At 62.6% G+C, this 12,810-nt stretch carries 10 protein-coding genes; 7 read left to right on the top strand and 3 right to left on the bottom strand.

Translation table 11 applies throughout. The features are described 5' to 3' along the window. Positions 1-274: 274 nt before the first annotated feature. The 7 genes from P3T40_RS04840 to P3T40_RS04870 all read left to right on the top strand — a co-directional run bounded on the left by P3T40_RS04840 (position 275) and on the right by P3T40_RS04870 (position 8,971). On the top strand, positions 275-1,918 hold the full coding sequence (locus P3T40_RS04840; RefSeq protein ID WP_429266530.1) for an ABC transporter substrate-binding protein: 1,644 nt from the start codon (positions 275-277) through the stop codon (positions 1,916-1,918). Positions 1,919-2,121: 203 nt separating this feature from the next. Further along, the gene (locus P3T40_RS04845; RefSeq protein ID WP_429266531.1) at positions 2,122-3,750 is read left to right on the top strand and encodes an ABC transporter substrate-binding protein; all 1,629 of its coding nucleotides are present in this window, start codon (positions 2,122-2,124) and stop codon (positions 3,748-3,750) included. Positions 3,751-3,869: 119 nt separating this feature from the next. Continuing rightward, positions 3,870-4,883, top strand: a complete 1,014-nt coding sequence (locus tag P3T40_RS04850; protein WP_429266532.1) for an ABC transporter permease subunit — start codon at positions 3,870-3,872, stop codon at positions 4,881-4,883. 4 nt (positions 4,884-4,887) lie between these two features. Beyond that, positions 4,888-5,805, top strand: coding sequence for an ABC transporter permease subunit (locus tag P3T40_RS04855; RefSeq protein WP_429266533.1), 918 nt, complete (start codon positions 4,888-4,890; stop codon positions 5,803-5,805). Position 5,806: 1 nt separating this feature from the next. Continuing rightward, complete coding sequence (locus P3T40_RS04860) at positions 5,807-6,811, top strand: ABC transporter ATP-binding protein (RefSeq protein ID WP_429266534.1); 1,005 nt, start codon at positions 5,807-5,809, stop codon at positions 6,809-6,811. Beyond that, positions 6,808-7,827 (top strand): peptide ABC transporter ATP-binding protein, encoded by a 1,020-nt coding sequence (locus P3T40_RS04865; protein WP_429266535.1) that lies wholly within the window; start codon positions 6,808-6,810, stop codon positions 7,825-7,827. Before P3T40_RS04860 ends, P3T40_RS04865 begins: the two co-directional genes overlap by 4 nt. Next, positions 7,820-8,971, top strand: a complete 1,152-nt coding sequence (locus P3T40_RS04870) for a TraB/GumN family protein (RefSeq protein WP_429266536.1) — start codon at positions 7,820-7,822, stop codon at positions 8,969-8,971. The genes P3T40_RS04865 and P3T40_RS04870 overlap by 8 nt, the downstream gene beginning before the upstream one ends. A 10-nt stretch (positions 8,972-8,981) precedes the next feature. Here the strand turns inward: P3T40_RS04870 and P3T40_RS04875 are convergent, their stop codons facing one another. From P3T40_RS04875 to P3T40_RS04885, 3 genes are all read right to left on the bottom strand, one after another. After that, entirely contained in the window at positions 8,982-10,778 is a 1,797-nt protein-coding gene (locus tag P3T40_RS04875; protein ID WP_429266537.1) for a tetratricopeptide repeat protein, read from the bottom strand. 198 nt (positions 10,779-10,976) lie between these two features. After that, positions 10,977-11,933, bottom strand: a complete 957-nt coding sequence (locus tag P3T40_RS04880; protein ID WP_429266538.1) for a DUF979 domain-containing protein — start codon at positions 11,931-11,933, stop codon at positions 10,977-10,979. After that, positions 11,930-12,673 carry a DUF969 domain-containing protein gene (locus P3T40_RS04885; protein WP_429266539.1) on the bottom strand — a complete coding sequence of 248 codons (744 nt, stop codon included), beginning with the start codon at positions 12,671-12,673 and terminating at the stop codon, positions 11,930-11,932. Before P3T40_RS04885 ends, P3T40_RS04880 begins: the two co-directional genes overlap by 4 nt. Positions 12,674-12,810 lie beyond the last annotated feature (137 nt).

The raw sequence follows: 12,810 nt of genomic DNA on the forward strand, positions 1-12,810 counted from the left end.
TTCACACCGCGCGGCCGGCTGGCTGCGCGGTTCACTTCCTGACTGAGCGCTAGTCTCAGGCCCCGCCTGGCATTCTGCCGCGCGCTCTGCACCGCCTTTTGTCCACACACACGCCGTCAAGATTCTGGCCGCTTCGCCCAGGCTGATTTGGTGCGCCGCCGCAGACGTGCTTGCCCCATCGCAAGGCGCGCCGGGTAGAACCGTGTATTGAAGCTGAATATTGTGCTGTCTATGATCAAGACGCAGCCAACCCGGTTGCCGTCCGGAGAACGTTATGACAGTGTCATCCATGCTCTTCGCAGTTCGCCAGTTTTGCCTGCCCGCACTGACAACCCTGGCCGTCGCCACGGCATGCTTTACACCCGTCACCGCCCCCGCCGCATCCCTGCCCGATAAAACGCTGGTGTTCTGCTCCGAAGGCAGCCCAGCGGGTTTCGACACCGCGCAGTACACCACCAGTGTCGAGTTCACCGCCGGGTCCTATACGGTCTACAACCGGCTGGTCGAGTTCGCCCACGGCAGCACCGACATCGAACCAGGGCTTGCCGAGACATGGGACGTCTCTCCGGACGGCCTGCAGTACACGTTTCATCTGCGTCACGGGGTGAAGTTTCAAACCACCTCATTCTTCAAGCCGACTCGCGAGTTCAACGCGGACGACGTCGTCTTCACCTACGAGCGGATGCTCGATCCGGACCAGCCGTTCCATAAGGCTTACCCGGTGCCGTTCCCGTACTTCAGCGACCTCGGGCTAGCGAAGAACATCAGCAAGATCGAGGCGCTCGACCCCTACACGGTGCGCTTCACGCTCAAAACGGTCGACGCGCCGTTCCTGCAGCAGATTGCGATGCCGTTCGCATCGATTCTGTCAGCGGAATACACCGATCAACTGCTGAAGGCCGGTAAGGCCTCCGACATCAATCTGTTCCCGGTCGGAACCGGACCGTTCATCTTCCGCAGTTACACGAAGGACGACACCATCCGCTTCGACGGTAATCCGGACTACTGGAAACCGGGCGTCGTGAGAGTGAGCAAGCTGATCTTCGCGATCACCGTCGACCCGGCGGTGCGGCTGCAGAAGTTGAAGCGCGGCGAGTGTCAGGTGATGGCCTACCCGCGTCCTGCGGACATTCCGGCGGTCAAGGCCGATTCGTCGCTGGCGATGCCGAGCGAGGTGGGCTTCAATCTGGGCATCCTCGGCTATAACACGACCAAGAAGCCGCTCGACAACGTGCTGGTGCGTCGCGCGCTGGATATGTCGATCAACAAGAAGGCGATTATCGAGTCGGTGTACCAGGGAGCCGGCCAGATTGCCACCAATCCGATGCCGCCTACCCAGTGGGGCTATAACAAGAGTCTGAAAGACGCCCCCTATGACGTCGACAAAGCCAAGGCACTCCTGAAGGAAGCCGGCTATCCCGACGGCTTCGACCTGACGCTGTGGGCCATGCCCGTGCAGCGGCCCTACAACCCGAACGCGCGGCTGATGGCCGAAATGCTGCAGTCCGACTGGGCGAAGATCGGCGTGAAGGTCAATATCGTCACCTTCGAGTGGGGCGAATACATCCGCCGCGCTCACGCCGGCGAACACGAGGCGATCCTGATTGGCTGGACCGGCGATTATGGCGACCCGGATAACTGGCTCGGCGTCCTGCTGGGCTGCGATTCGGTGAAGGGCAGCAACTTCTCGAAGTGGTGCTATAAACCGTTCGATGACCTGATCACCGCGGCTCGCAGCACCACGGACCTTTCCCAGCGCACCAAGGATTACATGGAGGCGCAGGTCATCTTCAAGGATCAGGTGCCATTCACGCCAATTGCCCACTCCACGGTCTATCAACCTATCTCAAAAGAGGTGACCGGCTTCAAGATCGACCCGTTTGGTCCGACGCAATTCCTCGGTGTCGGACTGAAATGAGCGGATATGGGCGCTTTTGCGCCCGCTTATGGCCTCGCACACGCTATGAGGGCCTGTCAATCACACGTTGACGGGCCTCAATCCAGGCCTAACAAGTGTTTCCGATAGTGAACAGAAGGAATTTCCTCCGCTTGTTGCTGCAAGCTATGCTCAAGTAATATCGCGCTACGCCGGTGAAAGCCGGCTCCGAACCTGGAGGAAACATGAAGCAAAACAACCTGTTGCGCGCCGCGCGGATTACGACGCTCGTCGCAGCTGCAGCGGCATCGATGGTGGGCGCGAGTGTCGCGCGTGCCGAGATTCCGAATAAAACCCTGGTTTACTGCTCAGAAGGCAGCCCTGCGGGTTTCGATCCGGCCCAATACACCACGGGCACCGATTTCACGGCCAACACGTTCACCGTCTATAACCGCCTCGTCGAGTTCGAGCGCGGCGGCACCCAGGTCGAACCGGGCCTCGCCGAAAGCTGGGACGTCTCGCCGGACGGCAAGACCTACACGTTCCACCTGCGCCACGGCGTCAAGTTCCAGACCACGGCGTACTTCAAGCCGAGCCGCGAATTCAACGCGGACGACGTCGTGTTCACGTTCACGCGCATGCTCGATCCGACCATGCCGTTCAACAAGGCGTATCCGGCACAGTTCCCGTACTTCACGGACATGGGCCTAGACAAGCTGATCACGAAGGTCGAAAAGGTTGATCCGTACACCGTGCGCTTCACGCTGAAGGAAGTGAACGCCCCGTTCATCCAGAACATGGCGATGGAGTTCGCGTCGATCCAGTCGGCGGAGTACGCAGACTCGCTGCTCAAGGCCGGCAAGGCGCCGGACCTCAACCAGAAGCCGGTCGGCACGGGCCCGTTCATTTTCCGCAGCTATACGAAGGACGCCACGATCCGTTTCGACGGCAATCCTGACTATTGGAAGCCGAACGACGTCAAGATTTCGAAGCTGATCTTCGCAATCACCCCGGATGCCGGCGTGCGCGTGCAGAAGCTGAAGCGCGACGAATGCCAGGTGATGGCCTATCCGCGTCCGGCCGATATCGCGCCGCTGAAGACGGAAACCAGCATCTCGATGCCGTCGCAACCGGGCTTCAACCTCGGCTACCTGTCGTATAACGTCCAGCACAAGCCGCTCGACAAGGTCGAAGTGCGCGAGGCGCTCGACATGGCGATCAACAAGAAGGCGATCATCGATTCCGTCTACCAGGGCGCGGGCCAGTTGGCCACGAATCCGATGCCGCCGACCCAATGGTCGTATGACAAGAGCCTGCCGAGCCTCTCCTACGATCCGGAGAAGGCCAAGGCGCTGCTCGCCAAGGCAGGTCTCTCGAGCGGTTTCGACATCACCCTGTGGGCGATGCCGGTGCAGCGTCCGTACAATCCGAACGCGCGTTTGATGTCGGAAATGATCCAGGCGGACTGGGCCAAGATCGGCGTGCGCGCGAAGATCGTCACCTACGAATGGGGTGAGTACATCAAGCGTGCCCACGCAGGTGAAGACGATACGATGTTGATTGGCTGGACCGGCGACAACGGCGATCCGGACAACTGGCTCGGTACGTTGCTCGGTTGCGAAGCCATTAACGGCAACAACTTCGGCAAGTGGTGCTACAAGCCGTTCGACGATCTGGTCCAGAAGGGCCGTACGACGGTCGATCAGGGCGAGCGCACGAAGATCTACACGCAGGCGCAGCAGATTTTCGCGCAGCAACTGCCGTTCTCGCCAATCGCGCACTCGACGGTGTATCAGCCGGTCAGCAAGAAGGTCATCGATATGCGCATCGAGCCGCTCGGCTATTTGCGCTTCGACGGTGTTGGCGTGCAGTAAAACTGACGCAGTCCGTTTTTCGCACGGTTAGAAAACTGGTCGAAATGGTCCGGCGACCGGGGTGTCAAGCCCTCGTCGCCGGTTGTGTTTTCCGTTCATCAAGACCATAGGGACGAACCATGTTCCGCTTCGTTTTACGCCGCATTGGCATGGTGATACCGACGTTCATTGGTATTACGATCCTTGCGTTTGCGCTCATCCACCTGATACCCGGCGATCCCATCGAAGTGATGATGGGCGAACGCGGTGTCGATCCGGCGATGCACGCCGCCGCCATGCACCGGCTGGGACTCGATGAGCCGCTACCTCTGCAATACGTCCACTATCTCAAGCGGGCGGTGCACGGCGACCTCGGGATGTCGATCATCACCAACACCAGCGTGATGGACGAGTTTCTTGCGCGCTTTCCCGCCACTGTCGAACTGTCGATCTGCGCGATGCTGTTCGCCCTGATCATCGGGCTGCCGGCCGGCGTGTTCGCGGCTTTAAGGCGCGGCACAGTGGTCGATCACGGCGTGATGGGCACCGCGCTGACGGGCTACTCGATGCCGATCTTCTGGTGGGGCTTGATCCTCATCATGCTGTTCTCGGTGAAGCTCGGCTGGACGCCGGTGTCGGGCCGCATTGCGGTCGAATACGACATTCCGCACGTCACCGGTTTCATGTTGATTGACTCGTTACTGCCAGGAAGCGATGAAGGCGCCTTCAGGTCGGCGTTGAGCCATCTGATCCTGCCGGCCATCGTGCTCGGCACGATTCCTTTGGCGGTGGTGGCCCGCATGACGCGCTCTTCCATGCTCGAGGTGCTGCGCGAAGACTACATCCGCACGGCCCGCGCCAAGGGCTTGCCGCCGGGACGCGTGATTGTCGTGCATGCGCTGCGCAATGCGCTGATTCCGGTGGTGACCGTGATCGGCCTGCAGGTCGGCACGCTGCTCGCCGGCGCGGTGCTGACCGAGACGCTGTTTTCCTGGCCGGGCATCGGCAAATGGCTAATCGATGCGATTAGCCGGCGCGACTATCCGGTCGTGCAGGGCGGTATCCTGTTGATTGCCACACTCGTGATCGTCGTGAATCTGATCGTCGATCTGTTGTACGGCGTGTTGAATCCGCGCATTCGCCATACGAGGTAAAACCGTGGCTGATATACAAAACACAGTCCCCACCGCAGTGACGCCGCCCAGTGGGCGCGCACTGGCCGCCCGCGAGTTCTGGGCAAACTTCTCGCGTAACCGCGGCGCGGTGACGGCCGGCGTGATCGTGTTATTGCTGGTCTTCGTCGCGATCTTCGCGCCGGTGATCGCGCCGCACAGCCCGATCGAGCAATACCGCGACTACGTGAAGATCCCGCCCGCCTGGCTCGACGGCGGCAACTGGAAGTTCATCCTCGGCACCGACGAAGCGGGCCGCGATATGTTGTCCCGCCTGATGTACGGCGCGCGCCTGTCGTTCTGGATCGGCTTCGTCTCGGTCGTGCTGGCGCTGATTCCGGGTGTTGTGCTCGGCTTGATTGCCGCCTTCTTCGAGAAGTGGGCTGATACGCCGATCATGCGCATCATGGACGTGCTGCTCGCGCTGCCGTCGCTGCTGCTCGCGGTGGCGGTGGTCGCCATCATCGGGCCGGGGCTCTTCAATACAATGTTCGCGATTGCGATCGTGGCGTTGCCCGGCTATGTGCGTCTGTCGCGCGCCTCGGCGCTTGGCGAGCTGCAGAAGGAATACGTGACGGCTTCGCGGGTTGCAGGCGCGGGCACGCTGCGTCTGATGTTCTCGCAGGTGCTGCCCAACTGCACGGCACCGCTCATCGTGCAGGCAACGCTCGGTTTTTCCTCGGCGATTCTCGATGCGGCTGCGCTCGGTTTCCTCGGCCTCGGCGTACAGCCGCCGGCGGCGGAGTGGGGCGCGATGCTCGCGTCGGCACGCGACTATATCGACAACGCGTGGTGGATCGTGACGTTGCCGGGCCTCGCTATCGTGATCTCGGTGCTGGCGATCAACCTGCTAGGCGACGGGCTACGTGACGCGCTTGACCCCAAACTGAAGCGGATGGCGTGATATGACGAACTTACTAACCATCCGCAACCTGGCGGTGGACTTCAACGGCTTGCCCGCTGTCGACCGCATCAACCTCGACGTGGCGCAGGGCGAAGTGGTCGGCGTGGTGGGCGAGTCAGGCTCGGGCAAAAGCGTCACGATGATGGCCCTGATGGGTCTGATCGACGCGCCGGGCAAGGTCAGTGCCGACGAGGTCACCTTCGACGGCAAGGATCTGCTGAAAGCCTCACCCAAGGAGCGCCGCAAGATCATCGGCAAAGACATCGCGATGGTGTTCCAGGACGCCCTCACCAGTCTGAATCCGAGCTATACGGTCGGCTACCAGATCAAGGAAGTGCTGAAGCTGCACGAAGGGCTGCGCGGTGCTGCGCTGCATCAGCGCGCGCTCGAACTGCTCGACCAAGTCGGCATTCCGGATGCAAAGAACCGCATCATGTCGTTTCCGCACCAGATGTCCGGCGGGATGAATCAGCGCGTGATGATCGCGATGGCGGTCGCCTGCAATCCGAAGCTGCTGATTGCCGATGAGCCGACCACCGCGCTCGACGTGACGATCCAGGCGCAGATCATGGAGCTGCTGGTGAAACTGCAGAAGGAACGCGGCATGGCGCTCGTGCTGATCTCGCACGATCTGGCGGTGGTGTCGGAAGTCGCGCAACGTGTGGCCGTGATGTATGCCGGCGAGGTGATCGAGACGAACAAGGTGCCGGATATCTTCGCCGCGCCGCATCATCCGTACACGGAAGCGTTGCTGGCGGCGATTCCCGAGCACAATGTCGGCGCGGTGCGTCTGGCGGCGTTGCCGGGCATGGTGCCGGGGCGCGATGACCGGCCGAAAGGGTGTCTGTTCGCGCCGCGCTGCAAGTACGTGGTGGACGACTGCACCAAGGCGCGGCCCGCGCTGGCGCCGTTGCAAGGTCATGCGGAGACAACCAGAGTACGCTGTATCAAGCCGCTGAACCTCACCGGCGACGCGAACGTCCACACTCACGGAGGCGCACGATGAATGCAGTACCCGAAACGCGCCGCCAGACGGGTCAGGCGGGCGATCACGTGCTGGTCGCCGATCAGCTGGCGCGGCACTACTCGGTGCGCCGCGGCATGTTCGGTCATGGCACCGTGAAGGCATTGAACGGCGTGTCGTTCTCGCTCGACCGCGGCAAGACGCTGGCCGTGGTCGGCGAATCCGGTTGCGGCAAGTCGACGCTCGCGCGTCAGCTGACGATGATCGAAGGTCCGACGGCCGGCCGTCTCCTGATCGACGGCGAAGATGTGGCCGGGGCCGATCACGCGAAGGTTGCGGCGTTGCGCCGGCGCGTGCAGATGGTGTTCCAGAATCCATTTGCCTCGCTCAATCCGCGCAAGACCGTCGAGCAGACGCTTGGCGAGCCGCTCGCCATCAACACGCAGTTGAGTACCAGCGAACGCGCCGAGCGGATCGCGCAGATGATGCGCACCGTCGGTCTGCGGCCTGAGCACGCCAAACGCTATCCGCATATGTTCTCGGGCGGTCAGCGCCAGCGCGTAGCGATCGCGCGCGCGATGATTCTCGATCCGCAGATCGTCGTCGCTGACGAGCCTGTATCCGCACTCGACGTGTCGATCCAGGCGCAGATCCTGAATCTGTTCATGGACCTGCAGGAGCAGTTCAAGACCAGCTACGTGTTCATCTCGCACAACCTGTCGGTGGTGGAGCACATTGCCGACGATGTGATGGTGATGTACTTCGGTGGCGTGGTCGAACTGGGCGACAAGAAACGGATCTTTACGAATCCGCGCCATCCGTACACGCGGGCGTTGATGTCGGCGACGCCGTCGATCTTCGAGGCGGATCGCAGCATCAAGATCAAGCTGCAAGGCGAGATGCCATCGCCGCTCAATCCGCCGTCGGGCTGCACGTTCCATCAGCGTTGCCCGTATGCGATCGAGCGCTGCCGCAGCGAGGAGCCAAAGCTGCGTGAAGTGGATGGACGTCAGGTGTCATGCCACCGCGCTGAGGAGGTGGGGGACATGGATGCCTGAAGCGTTGGCGGCGCGTCGTCCTGCGCGCCGCTTGCGTGAAGGCGGCTGTCGCGCCGTTTTCGCGCGGCGCTGGCGAGCGTGGCTGCTGGGATGCACCGCGCTCGCTTGCGTCTCATCCGGTTCTGTTTGGCCTGTCGCCACGGCTTACGCTGCGGGCGCGGCCGCGAATACGCCTGCACAAAGCGGGCGGCCGGCGCTGCCGGTGCCTGCCGTGCCCGGTGCGCCTGGCCAGCCGCGCGCCACCTTACCCGGCTTCAATCCTCCGCCTGCGAACTCGGGCAACACGGCGAGCGGTCCGGTGCGTACGCAGCCGGCGCATATGCCGTTCTATGTCGCGACGCGCGGCACGACCACCATCTACATACTCGGCACGTTGCATGTCGGCGATCCGGCCGACTATCCGGCGAACCAGCCGTTCCGGCCGCAGATTCTGGCCGCGCTCGCGGCGTCGCCCACTCTCGCGCTGGAACTGTCACCTGACGACTTGCTGGTGTCGCAGGACGACGTGTCGAAATACGGCGTGTGCCGGAGCGCGTGCCTGCCGAAGTATTTGCCGGAATCGCTATGGCATAAGCTCGAAGTCCGGCTGCGCGACAATCCGGCTGCGCTCGACGAGATCAAGAGAATGCGGCCTTGGCTCGCTTCGCTGCTGGTCGAAACCTACGATTCTTTAAGTGCAGGATTGCAGACGGAATACGGCACTGAGGCGCAGTTGCAGAATGTCTATCTGCGCACCCGCGGCAAGATTGTCGGGCTCGAGACGCTTGGGGAGCAGATGCGCGCGTTCACGAGCCTCTCGTCGGCGCAGCAGCGCGAGATGCTGGCGCAGGATCTGGTGCAGCCGCCTGCCGGCAACCTCGCGGATGTGCAGACCTTGCACCGGCTCTGGCAGGTGGGTGATGCGGACGCGATCGCCGCGTGGCAGGCGGCCAAGTCCGAAGTGCTGGCGCGCAACAAGCGGGTGTCCGACTCGGTTGACAACAAGATCGTGTACGAACGGAACCGGCGTTTCGTCGCGCGGATGCTCTTGATTGCCGGGCCGAACAAGCCGGTATTCGTAGCCGTCGGTGCGTTGCATCTCGGCGGCCCGAAGGGCGTGCTGCAGTTGTTGCGGCAGCAAGGGTTTGTGGTGGTGTCGGGGTGAGCGCGTATGTCTAGCGCAACGCCTCTGCCACGCTATCAACCACCGGTGCCCAGTCGCCCAGCACAGACTGTCTGAACAGACGCGCGTTTGGATACCAGGGCGAATCGCTGCGGTGTTCCAGCCAGCGCCAGTCAGAGTTCGCCGGCAGCATCACCCAGACCGGCTTGCCTAGTGCGCCCGTCAGGTGCGCAACGCCGGTGTCCACGGCAATCACGAGATCCAGATTCATGACCAGCGCGGCGGTGTCCGAGAAATCGTGCAGTTCGGCAGTGAAATCGCGCGGCTCGGCGTCATTCGGCGTGTCGGCAAGTTGCGCCTGAGACGGCCCTTTCTGCAAGGAGAACCACGCAACATCTTCGACCTTGGCGAGCGGCGCGAGATCTTCGAAACGCATCGACCGATAGCGGTCATTGCCGAAGGTCGGGCTGCCGGCCCACACCAGGCCAATCTTGCGTCGCGAGCCGGCGGCCTTGTCTACGCGTTCGCGCCACATTTCCACTTTGGCTTCGTCAGCGAACAGATACGGCACGTCCGCAGGAACTGTTGACAGTTCGGTGCCGATGCACGACGGCACGCTCATCAACGGGGCCCAGAAATCGTAACGGCCCTCGGCCTTGCCGCTGCTCCATGCGCGATGCACGCCGGCCACTCCCCGCGTTAGCGGCAGCAGTGGCTCACGGACACATACGTCGACCGTTGCGCCGAGCTTCGCAAGCTCGCTGGCAAATCGCACGAACTGCAATTGATCGCCAAAGCCCTGGTCGCCGACCAGCAGGATCGTGCGTCCTTCGAGCGGTTCGCCATGCCATTCCGGCACGCCTTCGATCGCAATCGCCGCGTAATCATGTGGACGCCAGCGTTTCGCGTATTCCGCCCAGCCTTGCGCGTAGTCGCCACGTTTGAGCAGCGTCCACGCGAGATTCTGATGAGCGTCGACGTAGTGAGGATCAAGCTCGAGCGCGCGGCGATAGAACACTTCCTCTTCGTCGAGGCGGCCTTGCGCGCCCAGCGAACCGCCCACGCATACCAGATTGGTGGGATTAGGCTTGAGTGCGACGGCACGACGATAGTGCTGTTCGGCCTCGGCATAGTCGCCCAGCTTGCCGACGGCGCTGCCCAGATTGACGTGCGCGTTGGCAAAATCGGGCCGCAGTTCAAGGGCGCGCCGGAAGTGGACGATGGCCGCGGCGCTGTCGCCTTTCGCCGTCATCGCGTTGCCGGCATTGAAGTGCGCATCGGCCGAATTCGGATCGAGCGATAGCGCCTGCTCGTAGCAAGCCAACGCCTCGTCGTACCGGTCGAGTTTGGTGAGCGCGGTGCCCAGATTCAGATGCGCGTCGACCAGCGAAGGATTGAGCACCAGCGCCTGACGGTACTGATGCACGGCGCCTTCCAGGTCGCCTTGCGCCTGCAAGGTCACGCCGAGGTTATTGCGCGCGTCAGGGAAATTTGCATGCAGTTGCAGCGCCTGCCAATAGCAGCGGCGCGCTTCTTCGTGCCGTCCGAGCGCGGCGGCGACGAGGCCGCGGTTGCTCCAGCAGACGGCGTCGGTGGGTTCGAGCTGGAGGGCGTGATCCAGCAGGTCGGCCGCGGCCGCGTGCTGGCGCCGCTGGTGTTGCAGCACGCCGTAGTAGTGCAGCGCTTCCGTGTGAATCGGGTTGATCGCCAGCGCTTCCTGATAGAGCGGCGCGGCCTGTTCGAGCTGACCTGAGCGATGCGCGTGGAGCGCATTGGCGACAAGGGCGGTGAGGTATGACGGTGAGACTGCGTCGTGGCGCGCATCACCGGTATGAGCATGCTGTTCCATGAGAACCTGCTTCAGAGCGCCGGCGCACGCGTGCTGCGCGCGCCGGCTGGTGGATGAGATGACGTCCACCAGCTTAGGTCTCAGGCCTTCCCGCTTCGATCAGACATATCCTAATTTAGCGCGGCAGGTCGTCGCAGCGGGTGCTCGTGGGGCGCCGGCGTATCGCAAAAAGACGCGTCAGGCCGGTCGCGCAGCCCGCTACAGGAACATCAGGAAGTTCAGCAAAAAGATATTGATCACCAGCATCGTCAGTGCCGTCGGCACCTGCACTTTGATCACGGCGTTCTTGTCCGGCAGTTCGAGCAACGCGACGGGCACCATGTTGAAGTTCGCCGCCATTGGTGTCATCAATGTGCCGCAGTAGCCGGAGAACATGCCGATCGCGACCATCACGGCCGGGTTGCCGTGGAAGACGCCGACCAGAATCGGCACGCCCACGCCGCCCGTCATCACCGGAAATGCGGCGAAGCCGTTGCCCATCACCATCGTGAATACGGCCATGCCGATGCAGTACACGGCGACCGCGACGAACCGGTAGTCCAGGTTGATATAGGCGGTCGTCACGTGCGCGACCGCTTTGCCGACACCCGCATCGGAGAACACGAGGCCCAGCATGCCGAGCATCTGCGGCAGCACCGCGGCCCACGACAACGCATCGACGAGACGGCGTGCTTCCTTCATCGACTGGCCGACCGTGTCTCGCGTCATCACGCAGGCCACCGCGAGGGCGATCACGCAGCCGATCCCGAAGCCGATCAGCGTGACGTTCTTCTGCTCGATCAGCGGCGTACCGCCGAAGATCAGATGGCTTGCCGCCAGCGTGATCACGACGGTGACCACCGGAATCGTCAGCGCGGGAATGAACAGCTTGTTGCCAAGGCGTTTGGCGCTCGCCTGGCGGGCTTCCAGCGACAACACTTTGGGTTTGGCCGCTGTCACGCCGCCGAACCCGGCGATCAGCGCCATCACGATCACCAGCAGGCCGACTACCGAGGGCGGCAGCAGGTCGCCGATCAGAAACACCAGCGAGTACAGAATCCAGAAACCGCCGGCGGTGAGGCGACGGGGATGTTCCTTGTCGGTGAGGATCATGCCGCCGATCATGAGCAGCACGATGCCTACCAGCCAGAACAGGTAGTTGATGGTGAGCGTCATGCCTGATCTCCCGTCGCCGATGAGGTTTGCGCGGCCGCTTTCGAGGCGGCGTTGCCACGCAGTTCACGGTCGAGCTTGCGATCGAGCAGATAAAGCCGGAAGCCGTGAACCAGGAATGCGCAGATGGCCGTAGGGATGCCCCACACGGCGACGTGAATCGGTTCGATCTCAATACCCGCTTCGCGCAGGAAGGTGGTCATCAGCACGATGGCGCCGAAGGCCACGAAGATGTCTTCGCCGAAGAACAGGCCCACGTTGTCGGTCGCCGCGGCGAAGGCGCGCAAGCGGTAGCGCACGGCATCGGTGAGCTTGCCGTAGCGGCTTTCGGCGGCGCCTTCGGTCATTGGTGCGATCAGCGGGCGCACCATCTGCGGATGGCCGCCAAGGCCGGTCAGGCCGACCGCTGCCGTCAGCTCGCGCACCAGCAGGTAGACGATCAGGAGACGCCCGGCGGTGGCTGCCTTGATGCTGGCAATCCATGTTTGAGCCCGCTCACGCAGACCGTGCCGTTCCAGCAGGCCGATCACGGCGAGCGGCAGCAGGATGATCAACGGAATGTTGCGGGTCTTGATAAAGCCCGTGCCGATCGCGGCGAGGATTTTCTCTGGCGGGAAGTGCGCGGCCAGCGCGGTGACGATAGCGGCAACGGCCACGATCAGCATCGGATTGAAGCGCAACACAAAACCGATGATGATCACGGCCACGCCGATAAGCGGCCATAGATTGACTGCTGTCTGCATCAGGATCTCCAAACAGGGTTGCTAACCTTGCCGCTGATGGCGGCTAACGTGAGGCGGCGCTTCGGTATGCCGTGCGCCGTCTTGCTATGCGCGGCTCTGGATGGCCGCGTCCGTTCACTGCGTTTTCGTACCGCACC

Origin of the sequence: Paraburkholderia sp. EB58 (genome assembly GCF_050436665.1) — a bacterium.
Classification (GTDB): Bacteria; Pseudomonadota; Gammaproteobacteria; order Burkholderiales; family Burkholderiaceae; genus Paraburkholderia.

Coding starts and splice junctions, on each gene's coding strand:
- P3T40_RS04850 (WP_429266532.1), top strand. CDS start 3,870: ATGTTCCGCTTCGTTTTACGCCGCATTGGCATGGTGATACCGACGTTC.
- P3T40_RS04885 (WP_429266539.1), bottom strand. CDS start 12,673: ATGCAGACAGCAGTCAATCTATGGCCGCTTATCGGCGTGGCCGTGATC.
- P3T40_RS04845 (WP_429266531.1), top strand. CDS start 2,122: ATGAAGCAAAACAACCTGTTGCGCGCCGCGCGGATTACGACGCTCGTC.
- P3T40_RS04860 (WP_429266534.1), top strand. CDS start 5,807: ATGACGAACTTACTAACCATCCGCAACCTGGCGGTGGACTTCAACGGC.
- P3T40_RS04870 (WP_429266536.1), top strand. CDS start 7,820: ATGCCTGAAGCGTTGGCGGCGCGTCGTCCTGCGCGCCGCTTGCGTGAA.
- P3T40_RS04875 (WP_429266537.1), bottom strand. CDS start 10,778: ATGGAACAGCATGCTCATACCGGTGATGCGCGCCACGACGCAGTCTCA.
- P3T40_RS04865 (WP_429266535.1), top strand. CDS start 6,808: ATGAATGCAGTACCCGAAACGCGCCGCCAGACGGGTCAGGCGGGCGAT.
- P3T40_RS04880 (WP_429266538.1), bottom strand. CDS start 11,933: ATGACGCTCACCATCAACTACCTGTTCTGGCTGGTAGGCATCGTGCTG.
- P3T40_RS04840 (WP_429266530.1), top strand. CDS start 275: ATGACAGTGTCATCCATGCTCTTCGCAGTTCGCCAGTTTTGCCTGCCC.